We start from the raw sequence: 17,399 nt of genomic DNA, 5'->3' as shown, positions 1-17,399 counted from the left end.
CGACGAGCGCAGGCTGGCCGAGGTGATCGACGCCGCCCGCGGCGAGGACGCCTCGCTCGCCGCCCGTCTCGATCGGCTCGAGGAGGAGGCGGACCTGCTCAGGGAGGCCGCCGAGGCGGCGGTCGCGGCGGCCGCAGCCGACCGCGAGAGCCGGGCGGCGCTGGCGGAGGCGGACAGGGCCGCCGCCGAGGAGGGGTTCGCGAGCCTGGAGCACGCGGCCGCCGCTGTCCGCGCGCCGGAGGACCGGGAGGCGATGTCCGAGCGGCTGGGTCACCTGGACGCCGAGCGCGCCACGATCGAGGGGCTGCTCGCCGACCCCGAGCTGGTGACGGCGGCGGCCCAGCCTGCCGCGGACCTGCCCGAGCTGGAGGCCGGCCACGAGCGGGCCGAGCGGGACCACGCCGTCCGCACCTCGGCACGCGACCGGGCGCGGGGCAGGCTCGACCAGCTCACGGGGCTCGCCGGCGAACTGGGCGCCGCGCTGCGCGCCTACCGGCCGGCCGAGGAGCGTCACCGCCTGGCGCGCCGGCTCGCCGAGCTGGCGACCGGAACGTCCGGCGACAACCGGTGGCACATGAGGCTGTCGGCGTACGTGCTGGGGGAGCGGCTCCGCCAGGTCGTCGACGCGGCGAACGAGCGCCTCGACCGCATGTCGAGCGGCCGCTATCTGCTGCGGCACGACCTGAGCCGGTCCGCGGGCGACCGGGGGCGGTCGGGCGGCGGGCTGGGCCTGCGCGTGCTCGACGCCTGGACCGGCGTGGAACGCGACCCCGCCACGCTCTCCGGCGGCGAGAGCTTCATCACCTCGCTCGCCCTGGCGCTGGGCCTGGCCGACGTGGTCACGGCGGAGGCGGGCGGCGCGGAGATCGGCAGCCTCTTCGTGGACGAGGGCTTCGGCACGCTCGACGACGAGACGCTCGACGACGTGCTCGACATCCTCGACGGCCTGCGCGAGGGCGGCCGTGCCGTCGGTGTCGTCAGCCACGTGGCCGAACTGCGGGTGCGCATCCCCGCTCAGCTCCGCGTGGTCAAGGGCCGTTCCGGCTCCACCCTGTCGCACCGCTGACCGGGGTGAACCCGTACCTGCTCTTCGGGGCCGAAGGCCGGCGCGGATCAGCTCGGCTGGTAGGTGCTCTCCTTCTCCGGAACGGTGAGCCGGACCTTGGTTCCCCAGGACGAGAAACGCATGTCGGTGCGGCTGCTCATCGCGCCCGTCGGATAGTCCGGATCGGCGAAGGTCGTGTAGAGCCGGGTCGGCAGGCCTTTCCGGTCCGTCCACAACCGCCAGTGGACCTTCAGCTCGGCCTCTCGCCGGGTGGGCTTCATCTCGGGCTGCGCGCGCAGGGACGGCGATGCCTTGTACAGCGTGCCCAGGGTGACGGCACCCTGATAGACCCCGCCGGTCCGCTTGGTCGTGGTGCCCAGCAGCGTCCTGTACGTGGCCGGCCCGAAAATCGGCGGGACCAGGTAGAACGGGTTGCGGTCACTGACCGTGAACCGCGTACGCAACCAGGTCTTCCCGCACGGCAGCGCATGCCGCAGCGACCCTCCCGACTGGTACGTGTACCCACCCACGGCAAGCAACCGCACCTTCCCCCCGAGCTGCTTGCTTACCGGGCGCCTCATACATCCACTCCCGAAGTCAGATGTGCTCGGCTCGCCGAACAGGCGAGTCGTCGGCCGCAGGTCACCGTTCCTGGTGCGGCCGGAGCGGTTCACCAGAGCGTGAGCGACCGGGTCAGGATGCCGGCGAGGTCCTCCTCCGCGACGGGCCTGGGCGAGGTGGTGAGCAGCCGCTGCTGCTTCATCGCCCCCTCCACCAGCGCCGGCACGTCGCTGTCCGCGTACCCGACGCCGCCGATGCCGTTCGGCATGCCGACGTCGCGCATGAGCGCGGTCAGCACGGCGGGCAGGAAGTCCGCCGGGTCGTCCGGCGAAGCCGCCGCGGGGTCGAGCAGCCCGGCCGCGCGCAGGTGCCGCGCCGGGTCCGCCTCGAAGGTGAACCGGAACGCCTCCGGCGCGGTCAGCGCCACCGCCATGCCGTGCGGGACCATCGGCCCGCCATCGGGGTAGCCGGCCGGGTGGAAGCCCCTCACCCGCCCGGCGATCGGATAGGCGTTGGCGTGCGGGATGTGCACGCCAGCGTTGCCGAACCCCAGCCCCGCGAACGTCGCCGCCAGCGCCATCGCGCCCCTCGCCTCCGCGTCGTCGCCGTGCCGTACGGCCGTGCGGAACGAGCCGGCGAGCAGCCGGAGCGCCTGCTCCGACCACATGTCCGCCACCGGGTTCGACCCGCAGTACGGCACGCGCTCCTCCGGCCGCCTGCGCTCGTAGGAGGTGTACGGCCGGGCGGTGTAGCTCTCCAGGGCGTGACAGAGGATGTCCATCCCCGCCGCGGCGGTCACCTCGGGCGGCTGCGTCATCGTGAGGCCGGGATCCACGACCGCCAGCACCGGGCGGAGGCGGGCGTGGCTGATCCCCGTCTTGACCTTGAGTCCGAGCACGTCCAGCACGCAGATGGTGGTGCTCTCCGAACCGGTGCCCGTGGTCGTGGGCACCGCGACCAGTGGCTTGAGCGGCCGCGAGGGGGCGCGTCCGGCGCCGATCGGCGCGTTGACGTAGTCCATCAGCTCGCCCGGGTTGGTCGTCAGCAGGTTGACGGCCTTGGCCGTGTCGATGCTCGACCCGCCGCCGACCGCCACGAAGGCGTCCCACGGGCCGCTCGCGCGGGCGTGCCCGATCGCCGCGAGCACGCTCTCGTCGGTGGGCTCGACGTGGACGCCGTCGTACACCTCCGCGTGCATGCCGAACCCGGCGATCTGTTCCGCGATCCGCGCCGGGGCGCCCGTCGCCGCCACGCCGGCGTCGGTCATCACCAGCACGCGGCGCACGCCGTACTGCCCGAGGTCGAAGCCGATCTCGGCGGACGCGCCGGGGCCGAACTTGAGCGCGGGCGCGCCGTACGTGAAGACGGACTCGGGGTTGCTCGGGACGATCACGATCGCTGGCCTTCCATCCGGGGGCTCATGCGGGCACGCGCGATGCCGGTGCGGGGGCGTTCCCGATGGGAACCTGGCATGTAGCATGCTGCGTGTCAATGCGCCGCCGGGACGCGGGCGGGCTCACGACCCTCGGAGGGGTGGTCAGACGGTGCGAGCGGTCGCGGGCACGTCCAGTCTCACCGAGCAGGTCGTCGAGGCGGTCAGGGAGGCCATCCACTCGGGCGAACTGCGGCCCGGGGAGCTCTATTCGGTCTACCGCCTGGCCGGGCAGCTCAACGTCTCCCGCACCCCCGTACGCGAGGCGATGCTCCGGCTGGCCGAGGCCGGCCTGGTGCGGTTCGAGCGGAGCAGGGGTTTCCGGGTGCTGCGCCGCGACCCCCGGGAGATCGCCGAGGTGTTCCACCTGCGGCTGCTCCTGGAGGTGCCCGCGACGAGGCGGGCGGCGCGCCACGCCGGTCCCGGCCTCGCCCGTGTCCTGCGCGAGGAACTGGACGCGATGCGCGCCGCGGCGGCCGACCACGACGAGCCGCGTTTCATGCGGCACGACCGGGCCTTCCACGACGCTATCCTCGCCGCGGGAGCCAACCGGCGGCTCGCCGAGGTCGTCGCCGGGCTCAGGGACGCCACGGTGACGCTCGGCGCCTCCACCGTCGACCGCTCCCGCTCGCTGGCGGACGTCGCCGCGGAGCACGAGCCCATCCTCGCCGCCGTCCTCGCGGGCGACGCGGACGCCGCCGCCGCGGCGATGCGCGATCACGTGGCGCACACCGGCGAGCTGCTCGTGGCCCAGGCCGCCGCGGAGAACGGCCGGCCCGCCGAGCCCGCCGACATCGCCCTCATTTACGAGGCACTGGGCGAATCTACGACGTAAAGGAGCGCACGGATCGCGCGCTTCACCCGCATGATCGGGATATGAGCGAGAACCGATCGGCAGGAGACGTAGCCATCCCTCGCCGGGACGACCTGGAGAACGCCAGGCAGGTGATCCGGGCGCACCTTCGTCCCACTCCGGTGGACCCGGGCGCGGGCACGCCCGGCGACCCCGGGCTGAAGCTGGAGAGCCTGCAGCCCACGGGGTCGTTCAAGGTCCGGGGCGCGCTGAACGCCGTGGCCGCCGCGCCGGGCACCCGCGTGGTGACGGCGTCGGCCGGCAACCACGGGCTGGGCGTCGCCTACGCGGCCGGGAGGCTCGGCCGGCGGGCGACGGTGGTGGTTCCGGAGACCGCCTCGGTCGCGAAGGTGGACGGGCTGCGCCGCCTGCACGTGGACCTGGTGCGCACGGGCGACGGTTTCGACGAGGCGGAGGAACACGCGCTCGCGCTCGCCGAGGCGCCGGGCTGCCACTACATATCGGCCTACAACGATCCGTACGTCATCGCGGGCCAGGGCACGATCGGCCACGAGCTGGACGAGCAGTTCGACGGCCCGCTGACCGTGGTGTGCGCGATCGGCGGCGGAGGGCTCGCGTCCGGGCTGGGGCTGTGGGCGGCGGGCCGCGCGGACGTGCGCGTCGTCGGAGTGGAGGCCGCGGCCTCCACCGCCGTGTCCGCGGCGGTCGCCGCGGGCCGTCGCGTGCCCGTCGAGGTCGGCCCGACCCTCGCCGACGGCCTCGCCGGGAACATCGAGCCGGGTTCGGCCACCATCGGCCTCGTCGCGCGACATGTGCACCAACTGGTCACGGTGACCGAGGACGAGATCCGAGCCGCGCTGCGCTACCTGGCCGCGGAGCGCGGACACGTGGCCGAGGGCGCCGGAGCGGTGCCGGTCGCCGCCCTGCTCGCCGGGAAGGTCGCCGTGCACGGACGGGTCGTGGCGGTGGTCTCGGGCCGCAACATCACCCCCGCCGCGCTCGCCGCCGTCCTCGCCGCCGGCGAGGCGGCACCGGCCGCGTCGTGACCCCAGGCCCGGACAGGTCAGCCGGGACGTCCACGCTGAACAGCCGGCCGTACCGCAGGCGCAGCGCGTCCGGCGAGACGGTGTGCGGCCGGCGGGCGCAGCTCACCATGACGCCGAGGACGCCGAGGGCCGACGCCGCTCCGTCGGCGAGCAGCGCCATGGCCCGCCGCGCGACCTCGGCCTGCGCGGGGGACAGACCGGCGAGGAACGCCTGGGCGAACGGGTCGCCGGCGGCGGGCATCGCGGAGGCCAGCGAGGCGGCGAGCTCGCGGGGCAGGTGGGCGGCGCGGTCGGCGTCCAGCTCCAGCAGGATTCCCGCAGTTCCCGGGCGGAGTCGCCGGTCAGCACGTCGCGCACCTCGTCAAGCGACAGGCCCAGCTCGGTCAGCCGGCGGGCCCGGGCGAGCAGGAGCGCGTCGCGCAGGCCGTACTCCCGGTAGCCGCCCCGCCGCCGCGACGGTTCGGGCAGCACGCCCTGGTGGTGGTAGTGCCGCACGGTGCGGGTGGACACCCCGGCGAGTGCGGCCAGTTCGCCGATCCGCATGCCCCCCATCAGAGACGTCGACGTCGCGGCAAGGTCAACAGTTCACAGGGGCAGCCAGCGGGCCGTGAGCAGAAAACCGCCGTAGACGAGCGCGGCGGCGGAGACGAGCAGAAACAGCAGCACCCAGAATGTGCCGGGCACCCGGGTCAGGCGGGCGAGCTGGTCGGCGTCGGAGTCGGGCGCGCGTCCGAGGCGCCGCTTGCTCTGCAGTTCGAGGATCGGCCGTACGCCGCCGAGCAGCAGGAACCACGCGGCGACGTACGCGCAGGCCGACTGGACGTCGGGCGGCGCGAACCAGGACAGCGCGAAGATCGCGCCGCCCACGGCGAGCAGCGACACGGCGCCGAAGAAGTTCCTGATCATCAGCAGCATGCACGTCAGCAGCGCGAGCACGCCCCACAGCAGCATCGTGATCCGCCCGTCGGCGACGAGCCGGGCCGCCCCCAGCCCGATCAGCGAGGGCGCGACGTACCCCGCCGCGGCTGTGGCGATCATGCCGGGCCCCGTGGGCCTGCCTCTGGTGAGCGTCACGCCAGAGGTGTCCGAGTGGAGGCGGATGCCCCGCAGCTTGCGCCGGGTCAGCACCGCGACCAGCGCGTGGCCTCCCTCGTGCGCGATCGTGATCAGGCCGCGGGAGATGTGCCACGACGCCGGGTAGGCGACGACGATGAGGGCGGCGAACCCGGACAGGACGACCAGCCAGAGCGGGGGCGCGATCTGGACGGCGGTCAGGTGGTTCCACAGGGCCTTCAGGGGGGTCACCCCCGGAATCGTACGGCGGACGCCCCCCGGCCGCGGACACGCCCACCACCCCGGCCGGCGTTGATCGGTACACTCCGGGCATGCCCATCGCCGAGCGAGCCGTCACCGTCGGTCCGGCGGAGCCGGCGGACGCGGAGTCCGTCAGGAGCATCCTCGCCGAGTCGTGGGGCGGCCCTCACGTCGCCGTTCACGGCGAGCTCATCGACGCGTCCGCGCAGCGTGCGCTCCTCGCCAGGGTGGAGGGACGGCCCGTGGGACTGCTGACGTACCGGGCGGTGTCGGACGTCGAATGGGAGATCGTGACACTCGACGCGACGGAGGCCGGGCGGGGTGTCGGGCGGGCACTGCTGGACGGGGTGCGAGCCGAGGCGGAGCGCGCGGGCGTCCGGCGGCTCTGGCTGGTCACCACGAACGAGAACACCCGCGCCCTGCGCTTCTACCAGCGGTACGGGTTCGACCTGGTGGCGGTCCACCGCGACGCGGTCGAGGCCGCGCGCGGGCTGAAGCCCTCCATCCCCACCCACGCCGACGGCATCCCGATCCGTCACGAACTCGAACTCGAACTGCTCCTCTAGCGGGCGGGCTGAGACGGCGCCTGGGACGGCACCACGTTCAGCATGCGCGCGAACCCGAGAGAGCGGCGGAACGAGCCCTGGGTCTCCTGGTAGGGATCGAGCGCCTGGTCGCGCTCGCGCAGCAGGTCCTCCGGGGTGAGGCGGGCCAGCCGCGCCCCCGCCTCGCGCAGCGCGCGTTCCACGTTGGCGCGGGCGTCGGGAGTCAGTTCGCCGTCCGCGTCCGTCCAGACCAGCTCGCGCCACTCGTCGAGGTCGAGCAGGCCGCGCCGCACGGCGTGCTGGACGAGATCGAGCCAGGTGGGCTGTCCGAGCGTGATGTTGATCGAGAGCGTCGCCTCGCCCGAGGCGGTGCAGTGCCACAGGCCGCGCGGGAGGAAGAGCATCGAGCCGGGGCGCAGCACGACCTCCCGGCCGTCGGGCAGCCCTTCGGCCGGGGGCTCACCCGTCCAGACGCGCTGGACGCCCTCGGGCAGGTACGGATACTGGGCCAGGTCGTAGTGCTGGATCGGCAGTGTGGTGTTCTCGTTCTCCCGGACCCGCCACACCTTCTCGCCGGCCACCTGGAAGACGAAGTTGACGTACGCGTCGAAATGCACGGGGAAGCCGCCGCCGTGCTTGGCCGCGTAGACGATGCCCTTGGCGACCGTGCCCCCCGGCAGGCCGAAGAACTTCCGCGCGGCGGACACCAGGTGGGACATGCCGGGCAGGAAGAAGTGCGCGAAATCCATCTCCAGGGCGGCGCCCTGCTCGTACCACGCGAGCGCCTCGCCCGGGGGGACGAGGAAGCGGTCCGTGATCCCGCCGGTGGCGTCGACGACACAGGGGCCCACCACCATGACGGGGTTGTCGTACACCGCGAGCACGTCTTCCAGGCTGGTCATGGCCCGTCCGCCGGTGAGGGCGGCCAGGCGCTCGGGGGAGCCTTCCGCCGTGACGAACCTGCCCGGCCAGTACTCCTGCCGGAACTTCTCGATGCCGCCGACCGGTTCGAAGAGGAGGTCGAGCGCCTCGGTGGTGTCGTTCATGGCCTCTCAGCTTTCTGTGAGTTCGGCGAGTGCGTAGCGCAGCAGCGATTCGGCCGCCGTCTCGACCTGTTCCTGCGGGATGCCGGTCGAGCCGGCCAGTTCGGCGATCGTCCGGGGTGCGGTCAGGGCGCGCAGCACGTCGAAGAGCGCCGGGTCGGCGTCCCGCGTGACCTCGTACTCGATCGTGCCGGCCCGCGCGATCAGGAGCGTCTCCTGCCCGTCCTGTCCCGGGCCGTGGGGAGCCAGCAGGACGACGTCCCCGAGGAGGCCGACGACGGTGTCCGCGCCGATCCGCGGCCGTGACTCTTGCACCCGGGCCCGTACGGTCTCCTCGTCCACGCCGGGGGAGGCGGACAGGGACGAGGCGGGGGCCTGGAGTGTGCCGCCGGCCGGCCGTGCCCGCCCTCCGGGGGACGCGAGCACCGTCTCCAGGGCGCCGAGGGAGATCAGGCGCAGGACCTGCTCCAGGCCCGCCCCCAGCGGATGGTCGAGCGCGTGCCGGATCGCCGACCGCAGCGCGTCCGGGTCGAGGACCGTCCCGGAGACGGCTCCGGCCGTCGCGGCCTCGACCAGCGTGTCCCCGTGCCGGGTCAGCAGGTTGCGCAGCATGGCGAGGGCGACGGTGCGGTCGGCGGCGTAGAAGAACGGGGCCTTCCTGCGTTCGGCGATCTCGGGCGGCACGAGGCCGCGCACGGCGTCGCGGAGTATCCGCTTGTCGTCGAGGAGGACCGGGCGCAGGCGGGCCGGGAGGCGGATCGAGAACTCCACCAGGTCGACATCGAGGAAGACCGGCCTGCTCTCCGCGGCGTACGCCGAGGCCACGCGGTCCTCGTGCCAGCAGTTGAACCGCTGGAGATCGGCCGCCTTACCCAGGATGTAGCCGTCGTAGGGATCGCCGGCCCGCCCGCCGAGCCGCCCGGCCAGCCATTCCGTGCGCAGGCAGGGGCCCACGGCCTCCTCCAGCGAGCCGTACGAGCCGGGGAGCGCGTCGAGCAGGGAACGCCGCTCGCGGGACGCGAGCGCCGCCTCGAACCCCGCCCACGAGCCGTCCCCGGCGAGGTTGACGACGGTGGAGTAGCCCCCGTTGAACTCGTCGCTGCCCTGGCCGGTGAGTATCGCCTTGAAATCCATCCCCGCGGCCCTGGCCGACGCGAGCATGAGCAGCTTGTAGAACTGCTCGGGCCCCGCGAGCGGCGTCTCGGCGCACCGGAGGATCCACAGCCAGTCCTCCGCGGTCAGGCCGCGTTCGACGTCGCAGGTGTCGACCCAGTGCAGGTCGATGCCGAGCTTGCGCGAGGTGCCCACGGCCGCGGCGAAGTCGCCGCTCTCCACGGTGCTCGGGCTGAGCACGGTCCACGCCGTGAGCTGCCGTTCCCTGGCCGCCAGCGCGGCCACGGCGACCGAGTCCACCCCACCGCTGAGGAAGACGGCCATGGGCGTCTCGGTCATGCAGGAGCGCCGTACCGCCTGCTCGAACAGCCGGCGGTACTCGCGCGTGTACGCCTCCGGCTCGCCCGTCGCGGCCGGTTCGGGGACGGTCCCGGCAGGGGGCCGCCAGTGCTCCCACGCGCGCTCCTCGCCCGTGCGGAGGTCGATCGTCACTCCGCCGCCGGCGGGCACCGTGCGCGCGTGCAGGAAGTACGTCTGGTCGGTCTGCGTGGAGACGCCGCCGGTGATGGTGAACGAGGAGTCGCGCAGCGCCCGGCCCCAGTCGGGGGTGGCCGGGGTGCCGCCGGCGAACAGCCCCTTCAGCTCGGACGCGACGTGGATCCGGTCGCCCAGCCGCGAATAGTAGAGGGGCTTGACGCCGAAGGGGTCCCTGACCAGGTGCAGCTCGTGGCGCTCCCGGTCGAGCAGGCACGCGGCGTACATCCCACGCAGCAGCGGGAAGACCTTCTCCCGGTGCTCGGGGAACAGGTCGTGGACGACGGCGCAGTCCGACGTGCCGGTGACCGGCCGTCCGGGATGGCGCGCGCGTAGCTCGGCGTGGTTGTAGATCTCCCCGTTGACCATGGTGAGCAGCCGGCCGTCCCGGGAGGCGAACGGCTGCCGCCCGTCGGCCAGCCCGAAGACGGCCAGCCGCGCGAACCGCAGCGCGTGCCCGGCGCCGTCGGCGGCGTGGTCGCCGTCGGGCCCGCGGTGCGCCACGGCGCGGATCATCCGGTCGGCCGCCGCCCTGTCCTCGTCGTCCAGAACACTGCCGCCGATCGCGAACACGGCCGTGATGCCGCACATCACTCCACCTCCTGAACCGCCATCGGCCGTGCCGCGAGCGCCCCGGCGGGCCGCTGATCCGGCCGGCGCTCCGCGCGGCGTGCCAGCAGCAGGGCCACCAGGAGCAGCAGGGCCGAGATGACGAGCACCCATCGGTATCCCGCGGTGTCGAAGCCGCCCGTGCGGCCGTCCTCGACGAGCCGCCCGAAGGCCGCTCCCGCCAGCCCTCCGGGGAGGAACTGGGCGAGCTGGAAGAACCCGGCGAAGGTTCCCGTGTCGCCCTCGGGCATCGCCCGCATGCCGAGCTTGTTGAGCCCGGGCGTCAGGAGGACGGAGCCCACCGACGACAGGACGAGCGCGGGGACCGCCAGGTAGAGCATCGTGCCCGGCCCGCCGGGCAGGAACAGCAGGATCGCCGCGATGACCAGCACGACTCCCACGCTCAGGGACTTGGACAGGTCGGCGTCGGACCGGCGTCCGCCCCACCCGCCGAGCGACACCCGGATGATCGCCGAGGCGAGCAGCAGCGCCCCCGCCAGCCCCGCCGGAAGCTGCCCCGACTCCCGCAGGTGGCTGGGCAGGAAGAAGAAGACGGCGTTGACCGCGGTGAAGACGACGAACCCGCGCGCCATCGCGACGAGGAAGTCCCGGTGCAGGAACAGGGAACGCGGGGCGAAGCGCCGGTCGTCGGCCGCCCGGCTCTCCAGCAGGCGGAAACACGCGGCCGCCACCGCCAGCACCGGCAGCCAGGCGTACCCGCGGCCGGACGCCCACTCGCCGGGCATCAGCAGCGCCTGCACAGCGACGACCATCACGGCGAACAGCACGGCCGCGGCCAGCGGGAGCCGCACGGTGCCGCCGCCCTCCGGAGGGCTCGCGGGGATCAGGACGAGCGAGGCGATCGCCGCGAGGATCCCGACGACGCACATGAACCAGAAGATCATGGGCCAGGCGCCGAACTGGAGGATGAGCCCGCCGATCCCCGGGCCCACGACGTTGGCCGCCGCGATCACCGAGGCCATGATGCCGAAGGCCCATCCGCGCCGTTCCTCCGGCAGGACCTGCCGGATGATCACCGACTGCGCGGGGACGATGAACGCGTCCGCCAGCCCCTGCAGCGCCTGCCAGCCGAGCCACAGGCCGAAGGTGCGGGTGGTCGCACTGCCCACGGCCGAGACCAGGAACAACGCGAGACCGGTGAGGATGAGCGTGCGGGGCCGTACGGACCGGCAGAGCCGGCCCAGGGTCGGCATGCCGACCCCCAGGGCGGTCCAGAAGACGACGTGCCGCCACTGCAGCGACTCGTATCCCACCCCGAAGGCCCGGACGAGGTCCGGCTGGGCGAGGTTCAGCATGGACGTGCTCATCACGCTCGCGATCACTGCGGCCGAGGTCGCCAGCACGATGAGACGGGCGGGGTGGGGCGTTCGCGCCCGGGCTCCCTCTCCTGCCCGCGAGCTCATCTACACCCCTTCCGTTTCGCCCGGTGTGAGTTCGGCGATCTCGTGGGCACCGTCCGGGGTGACCACCGCGCGGATGCCCTGCAGCGAGAGCTGCCGTGTGGCCAGCAACGCCGCGTAGGAGCGGATGTCCTCGATCGGGACGCCGAACAACGCGGCCGTCTCGATCTGCCGGTCCGCGTACCAGACGCGGCTGCGGATGCGGTATCCGGGCCTGTCCGTGAGCTCCGCCACGTCGACCTCGTCGTAGAGGAGCCGGCGGCCGGCGGCGAAGCGCTCGGCCGCGAGTTTGAGCCGTTCCGCCGCCGGGAGCCGCGCCAGCTCCGCGTACAGGCCCAGCTCCTCGTACGGCCGCTGCACCCACTGGGCCAGGTCCTCGGTGCCGCGGCCCGTGTCCCTCGCCAGCGCGATCAGCAAGGCGATGTAGTTGACCATTCCGTTCGCGCGCGAACGGGCGAGAGACTGATAGTCGACGCTGCCGGCCGTCACGGCGAGACGATTTTCACGACATTGAACTCGACGAGTTCCGAGGCGGTGCCGATCACGTCCGGAAGACAGTCGTCGAGGCTTATCTGATATTCGCGGGTAACGGCTTCGGCCACCTGCTTGAGCGACCTTTCGCCATCGAACTGGCTGAAGATGAAAGAGGCCACCTCGTTGAGGGAGATGCCCGGGTCGATCACCATTCCCTTGAGATATCTCCGGGTTTCGACGCCGGGTGCCGGAGCGACGATCGTGTCGGCGGTGATGGCCACGGAACGGTCCTTTCGCTGTGGACGGCGATCAGCGGGGTTTTCTGATTACGAGTTCCCAGGAAACGGCTCCCAACTCCTTCTCGCTCACCGCCGGGAGTGACCGCCCGGGCGGGAGGTCGTCGATGGCCGACATGACGTCCTCCTCCTCCAGGACGAAATCCCGCAGCGTGAATTCCGGCACTCCCGCGGATTGGACGAGTGCGGCCACGGCGGCGCGGTCGACGCTTTCCTCGAAGGCCTCGGCCACGAATCGGAAATACTCCGGTTCGACCACCGTCTCCTCGATGATCGAACCGGCGTCGCGCCGCGCTCCGTCGGTGTCGGTCAGGTAGAGGAGCCCGCCGGGCCGCAGGACGCGCAGGCACTCCTCCAGGCCGCGTACGGGGTCGGCCCAGTGGTGGAAGCAGGAGTAGGAGACCACGAGATCCGCGTGGCCATCCGGATAGGGCAGGTCATGTACGTCGGCGAGGTCGAAGAAGATCTTGCCGGGAGGGTCGAGCCGCTCGCAGGTGGCCCTGGCGATCTCGTGCATCGCGGGATTGATGTCGACCGCGTGGACGACCTCGGCGTGGTCCCTGGCGAGGTACGCGGTCAGATGGCCCGGGCCGGTGCCCATGTCGATCGCCACCTCGGCCCGCGAGCCGAGGCCGTGAATCCGCGAAATGCGGGCGGAGAGGACCGGGTAGACATACCACTGGTACTTCTCGACGAACTCGGCATAGGTCTTGCACTCGGCTGCAGTGATCACTGGGGTCCTTTTTGACGAGCTGGGACGGGGGATTTCACTGCGGCATATCCGGTGACGGAAATATGCCGGGCAAAGGGTCGGATTCAGCGAATCAGTGGCCGCCGTCGACGACCATGCGGCGCAGCTCGATAACGACCGGCTTCACGTAGGACTTCATGACACACCTCCTCCCCGAGGGCGAGAGCGAATGGTGCGTACGTTTCACATCAGTGGCCGCCGTCGACCACCATGCGGCGGAGTTCGATGACGACCGGCTTCACGTAGGACTTCATGACACACCTCCTCTCGCGATACAGGAGAAGGGGTAATGCCCCGTTTTCGGCTGTCGACGTCCCCCGTCCCAGCTCTGTAAGGATGGTACGAAGCCGATGACAAATCGGTCAAGAGCCTTGTTTGATTCGATTTTCAACGGTCTGCTTTTCTTTCCGGGCTTTCTCCGGTGGTCACCGGCGTGGCCTCGACTTTCGGCTCGCCGGAGACGGACAGCGCGCGCGGATGTTCGGAGTGTGCCCATGCCGGGTGGCGGGGGCCGGTGCTCGATGTGAGGGCGGTTACCTTCTACGTGTGGCTGAGCGGCGTATGCGTGGACTGCGCGGATTGAGTGGGCTGATGAGGGCGAAACCGGAGCAGGCTCCCGAGCACTCCATGGACCCCCGCGCGGGCGAGGAGGAGACGTTCCGGCACAGCGTGATCGACAACGCCGTGTACGTGGACGGCGAGCGCGTGGCCTCCCCGCTTTCGCTGGGCGACGCGATCGCCGCGCTGCGCGCGCGGCCGGGTGCGATGGCGTGGATCGGCCTGTACCGGCCGGAGGAGGCCGAGCTGATCAAGGCGGCCGAGGAGTTCGGCCTGCACGAGCTCGCCATCGAGGACGCCATCGTCGCCCACCAGCGGCCCAAGGCCGACCGGTACGGCGACACGCTGTTCGTGGTGCTGCGGGCCGCCCAGTATCTCGACCAGCCCGAGAAGGTCGCCTTCGGCGAGCTGCACGTCTTCGTCGGCCCCGACTTCGTGCTGACCGTACGGCACAGCGAGGCGCCCGACCTGTCCAAGGTGCGCCGGCGCATGGAGTCGGACCCCGACCTGTTGCGCCAGGGGCCGCAGGCCGTGCTGTACGCGATCCTCGACGCGGTCGTGGACGGCTACGCGCCGGTGGTCGCCGGGCTGCAGAACGACGTCGACGAGATCGAGGTGCAGGTCTTCGGCGGGGACCCGGCCGCGCCCCGGCGCATCTACGCCCTGTCGCGCGAGGTCATCGAGTTCCAGCGGGCGACCAGCCCGCTGGTCCCGATGCTCGACGGCTTCATCGCGGGCTCGCCCAAATATGGCGTGAACGAGGAGCTGCAGCGCTACCTGCGCGACGTCTCCGACCACGCCATCACGGTCACCGAGCGCGTGGCGGGCTTCCGGCAGATGCTGCAGGACATTCTCGTCGTCAACGCCACACTCGTCAGTCAGCAGCAGAACGAGGAGATGACCAAGCTCACGGCCGCGAGCATCGCCCAGGGCGACGAGGTCAAGAAGATCTCGGCGTGGGCGGCCATCCTGTTCGCCCCGACGCTGGTCGGCACGATCTACGGGATGAACTTCGATCACATGCCCGAGCTGCACTGGCTGCTCGGATACCCCATGGCGATCATGCTCATGGGCGTCGTCTGCCTCACGCTCTACGTGGTCTTCAAACGCCGCGACTGGCTCTGACGACCCGGGTCACGAGTACCTGAACTGGAAGGAGACCTCGAGCCTCCGCCCCATCGTGGTGTCGTCGGCCGTCAGGACGGTCCGTACCGGCCGGCCGTTCAGGCCGGCGACGACGATCGCGTCGTCGTCGCCGTCCCCGGTGGCCTGGCAGACGACGTGCTCGTCGCCGAACCAGGCGTAGACGTACTGACAGCCGGCGGTGAACCGCCGCAGTTCCCGGCCAGTGCCCGCGTCCCAGATGCAGTACGTCCGCGCCGGGCCGGCGCAGGCGGTGAGGAACGACCGCCTGGAGGGCGCGAACAGGACCCCGACCTCGTCCGCGCGGACGGTGTCGGCGACCACGCCGACCGCCATGTCGCGCACCGCCGTCCCCGCGCGGTCGAAGAAGCGTATTCCCCGGGCGCCGCCGGTGCCGGTGAGCGCGACCACGCCCTTGTCCCGGGCGTCCCACGTGAACGTCGAGTGAGCGATGGCGGGGTCCGTGACCGTGACGACCCGTGCCTTCGGCTCTCCCACCTCCACCACGACGAAGCCCTTGCTGGTGACCTCGGTGGAACCGGTGAACATGATCAGTGTCAGCAGGACCCTCCGGCCGTCCCTCGACCACTGGATGTTGGTGCCCTGGAGGGGTTGCCGCACCGTCAGCGTCCTGCGGACCTCGCCGGTCTCCAGGTCGATGACGTCGACCGAGTCGTAGCCGTCGGTGAACTCCGTCGGCAGACCCGCCGCGTACCTGCCGTCGGGGGAGACCTCGACCTGGAAGTAGCCCGTCCACTTCCGGAACCTCGCGCCGGGGGAACTCCTCGTGTACAGAGCCTGCAGGCGCCCCTTGGCGTCCGTCACCCGGTACGCGGCGACCGCCACCGGGTCACCCGGGTGTTCGTGGAGCACCGCGGAGACGCCGGGCAGTTCCCGCCCGGCGAGACCCGTCGTGGGAACGGCCTCGTCCCGCGCCGAGGGCGACCGCGGGCCGGAGCCGGGACGGGGCTCGGACTTGCGCTGGAACGTCGTCCCTCCGCCGGCCGCTCCGCCGCTCTTGCCGGAGGTGCCCTGCGGCCGGGGGTCGCTCGGACTCGTGACCGGGGTGGCATCCGTGGCCGGCGTCGGGTTCGCCTGTCCGGCGGGGACGACGGCGAGCGCGGACGCCGGCGGCGAGCCCGGCAGGGATGTGTGCGCCCTGGCCGCCCCCACGCCCGGGTCCTCGCCCTGAGGCAGGCCGAGAACGGCCGCGGCGACCGCCGCCACCGCGGCGCAGACCGCCGCGACGACCTTCGCGGCCGGGCGGCCCGGGCGCCCACCCGCGTCCGTGGCATCCGTGGCATCCGTGAACGCGTCCATGGCCGCATTGGTGGCCGCATTGGTGGCCGCATTCGTGGCCGCATTCGGGCCCGCATCGGTGGGCGGCTCCGTGGCCGCGTCTATGGGCGCGTCCGTGGGCGCGGCGACCACGCCCACCGGGCCGGGAGCGGGCGACGGCTCCGTGGTCGTCTCCGGGCGGTCGGCCCGGTCCGGCTCCTGCGCGGATGCCGCCGCGGACGCCGCACCGGCGGCCGCCGGAGGCGTGGGCTCGGGCGCGGTTCCCCGCGCGCTCTCGACGAGTTCGGGCGCGCTTCCGAAGGCGCTCTCGACGGGCTCGGGCGCGGTCTCGCGAACGCTTCCCCGGGCACTCCCGGAAGTGCTCTTCGGAGCGGGTTCGGGGGCCGACTGCTCGATCAGCGCGTCGATGACCTGCTGGGCGGACGGCCTGCGAGCCGGATCCTTGTCGAGGCAGGACGCCACCACATCCCGCAGCCTGCCCTCGATGTCCCGGATCTCGGGCTGGGCGTTCAGGATCCGGTTGATGACGGCGGGCAGCGACTGGTTCCCGAACGCTCCCGACCCGCTGGCCGCGAACACGATCGTGCCGGCCCAGGCGAACATGTCGGCCGCCGGGCCGATGTCCTGGTTGAGGAACTGCTCCGGCGCCATGTAGGCGGGCGTTCCGATCGGCACGGAGGTCAGCGACGACGTGGTGTCGAGGGCGCGGGAGATGCCGAAGTCGATCACCCGCGGACCGTCGGGGCCGATGATCACGTTCGGTGGCTTGAGATCCCGGTGGACGATCCCGGCACGGTGGATCGCCGCGAGAGCGGTGGCCGTCCCGACCGCGAGGCGGGACAGCGCGTTTCCTCTGATGGGGCCCGAGGTGGCGACGCTCTGCTGGAGTGAGGGGCCGTCGATGAACTCGCTCACGATGAACGGCCGGTCGTATTCCACGCCGGTGTCCAGCACCTGGGCCGTGCAGAAGGCGGCCACCCTCTTGGCCGCGGCGACCTCTCGGAGGAACCGCTGGGCGCCGGCGATGTCGCCGGTCAGGTCGGGCCGGATCCACTTGACCGCGACGGGCTGCCCGGAGGGATCGACCGCGTGGTAAACCGTTCCCTGGCCGCCCACGCCAATACGACCGGTAAGTGTGTAAAGACCGATTTGTGGCGGGTCTCCCGGCCTTAAAGGTGATATCTCCGGCACACGGTCATTGTTATGGATCGATCCAAGCGGCAGTAGATGTCAATGGGGCAATTGTTATCGGAACGGTGCTCACATGCGGGCGCGCGCCGAATTCCCTCGCCATGACGGACGGCGCGAAGGCGAACGCGAGGTCCCGTGGTGGGGCTGGTCCGGCCGTCCGCGGGACCGCCGGTCGCGGCATGAACCGGCCCGGGGCGTGCGCACGCCCCC

Annotated in this window: 16 protein-coding genes; 5 read left to right on the top strand and 11 right to left on the bottom strand. The window is 72.1% G+C overall.

Annotated elements, in window-relative coordinates; genetic code table 11:
* A partial coding sequence (locus AB0J39_RS29875; protein ID WP_363470702.1) for an SbcC/MukB-like Walker B domain-containing protein occupies window positions 1-1,066 on the top strand: 1,066 nt, incomplete at its 5' end.
* Between the two features lie 47 nt (window positions 1,067-1,113).
* On the opposite strand, the gene AB0J39_RS29870 is transcribed toward AB0J39_RS29875, so the two are convergent.
* Together AB0J39_RS29870 and AB0J39_RS29865 are read right to left on the bottom strand one after the other, a co-directional pair.
* Window positions 1,114-1,626 carry a hypothetical protein gene (locus AB0J39_RS29870; RefSeq protein ID WP_363470699.1) on the bottom strand — a complete coding sequence of 171 codons (513 nt, stop codon included), beginning with the start codon at window positions 1,624-1,626 and terminating at the stop codon, window positions 1,114-1,116.
* An 89-nt stretch (window positions 1,627-1,715) separates the two neighbouring features.
* Window positions 1,716-2,999, bottom strand: a complete 1,284-nt coding sequence (locus AB0J39_RS29865) for a hydroxyacid-oxoacid transhydrogenase (protein WP_363470696.1) — start codon at window positions 2,997-2,999, stop codon at window positions 1,716-1,718.
* 151 nt (window positions 3,000-3,150) lie between these two features.
* Here AB0J39_RS29865 and AB0J39_RS29860 point away from each other — a divergent pair, with 151 nt between their 5' ends.
* Together AB0J39_RS29860 and AB0J39_RS29855 are read left to right on the top strand one after the other, a co-directional pair.
* Complete coding sequence (locus AB0J39_RS29860; protein WP_363470693.1) at window positions 3,151-3,873, top strand: GntR family transcriptional regulator; 723 nt, start codon at window positions 3,151-3,153, stop codon at window positions 3,871-3,873.
* A 41-nt stretch (window positions 3,874-3,914) separates the two neighbouring features.
* Window positions 3,915-4,898, top strand: coding sequence for a pyridoxal-phosphate dependent enzyme (locus AB0J39_RS29855; protein WP_363470690.1), 984 nt, complete (start codon window positions 3,915-3,917; stop codon window positions 4,896-4,898).
* 102 nt (window positions 4,899-5,000) lie between these two features.
* Here the strand turns inward: AB0J39_RS29855 and AB0J39_RS29850 are convergent, their stop codons facing one another.
* Both AB0J39_RS29850 and AB0J39_RS29845 read right to left on the bottom strand, forming a co-directional pair.
* Window positions 5,001-5,441, bottom strand: a complete 441-nt coding sequence (locus AB0J39_RS29850; RefSeq protein WP_363470687.1) for a MerR family transcriptional regulator — start codon at window positions 5,439-5,441, stop codon at window positions 5,001-5,003.
* A 42-nt stretch (window positions 5,442-5,483) separates the two neighbouring features.
* Complete coding sequence (locus tag AB0J39_RS29845; RefSeq protein ID WP_363470705.1) at window positions 5,484-6,194, bottom strand: M50 family metallopeptidase; 711 nt, start codon at window positions 6,192-6,194, stop codon at window positions 5,484-5,486.
* Window positions 6,195-6,283: 89 nt separating this feature from the next.
* Here AB0J39_RS29845 and AB0J39_RS29840 point away from each other — a divergent pair, with 89 nt between their 5' ends.
* On the top strand, window positions 6,284-6,778 hold the full coding sequence (locus AB0J39_RS29840; protein WP_363470684.1) for a GNAT family N-acetyltransferase: 495 nt from the start codon (window positions 6,284-6,286) through the stop codon (window positions 6,776-6,778).
* On the opposite strand, the gene AB0J39_RS29835 is transcribed toward AB0J39_RS29840, so the two are convergent.
* Genes AB0J39_RS29835 through AB0J39_RS29810 form a run of 6 tightly spaced genes read right to left on the bottom strand, consistent with a single transcriptional unit; the run spans window position 6,775 to window position 12,980 of the window.
* Window positions 6,775-7,803: a cupin domain-containing protein gene (locus AB0J39_RS29835; RefSeq protein ID WP_363470681.1), complete on the bottom strand. Its 1,029-nt coding sequence runs from the start codon at window positions 7,801-7,803 to the stop codon at window positions 6,775-6,777. The two genes, AB0J39_RS29840 and AB0J39_RS29835, sit on opposite strands and share 4 nt — an antisense overlap.
* Window positions 7,804-7,809: 6 nt before the next feature.
* On the bottom strand, window positions 7,810-10,038 hold the full coding sequence (locus tag AB0J39_RS29830) for an asparagine synthase-related protein (RefSeq protein ID WP_363470678.1): 2,229 nt from the start codon (window positions 10,036-10,038) through the stop codon (window positions 7,810-7,812).
* A complete protein-coding gene (locus AB0J39_RS29825) occupies window positions 10,038-11,480 on the bottom strand; it encodes an MFS transporter (RefSeq protein ID WP_363470675.1) in 1,443 nt (480 codons plus the stop codon). Before AB0J39_RS29825 ends, AB0J39_RS29830 begins: the two co-directional genes overlap by 1 nt.
* Entirely contained in the window at window positions 11,481-11,966 is a 486-nt protein-coding gene (locus tag AB0J39_RS29820) for a hypothetical protein (protein ID WP_363470672.1), read from the bottom strand. It abuts the gene before it with no gap.
* The gene (locus AB0J39_RS29815) at window positions 11,963-12,232 is read right to left on the bottom strand and encodes a PqqD family protein (protein ID WP_363470670.1); all 270 of its coding nucleotides are present in this window, start codon (window positions 12,230-12,232) and stop codon (window positions 11,963-11,965) included. The genes AB0J39_RS29820 and AB0J39_RS29815 overlap by 4 nt, the downstream gene beginning before the upstream one ends.
* A gap of 28 nt (window positions 12,233-12,260) precedes the next feature.
* Complete coding sequence (locus tag AB0J39_RS29810; protein WP_363470667.1) at window positions 12,261-12,980, bottom strand: class I SAM-dependent methyltransferase; 720 nt, start codon at window positions 12,978-12,980, stop codon at window positions 12,261-12,263.
* Between the two features lie 609 nt (window positions 12,981-13,589).
* Here AB0J39_RS29810 and AB0J39_RS29805 point away from each other — a divergent pair.
* Entirely contained in the window at window positions 13,590-14,681 is a 1,092-nt protein-coding gene (locus AB0J39_RS29805; RefSeq protein WP_363470664.1) for a magnesium and cobalt transport protein CorA, read from the top strand.
* Between the two features lie 9 nt (window positions 14,682-14,690).
* Here the strand turns inward: AB0J39_RS29805 and AB0J39_RS29800 are convergent, their stop codons facing one another.
* Complete coding sequence (locus AB0J39_RS29800; protein WP_363470661.1) at window positions 14,691-17,189, bottom strand: protein kinase; 2,499 nt, start codon at window positions 17,187-17,189, stop codon at window positions 14,691-14,693.
* Window positions 17,190-17,399: the final 210 nt, after the last annotated feature.

This window comes from Microbispora sp. NPDC049633 (assembly GCF_040675265.1).
Taxonomy (GTDB): domain Bacteria; phylum Actinomycetota; class Actinomycetes; order Streptosporangiales; family Streptosporangiaceae; genus Microbispora; species Microbispora maris.
The sequence above is the reverse complement of the archived record's forward strand: the minus strand, read 5'-3'. Positions and strand labels throughout refer to the sequence as shown.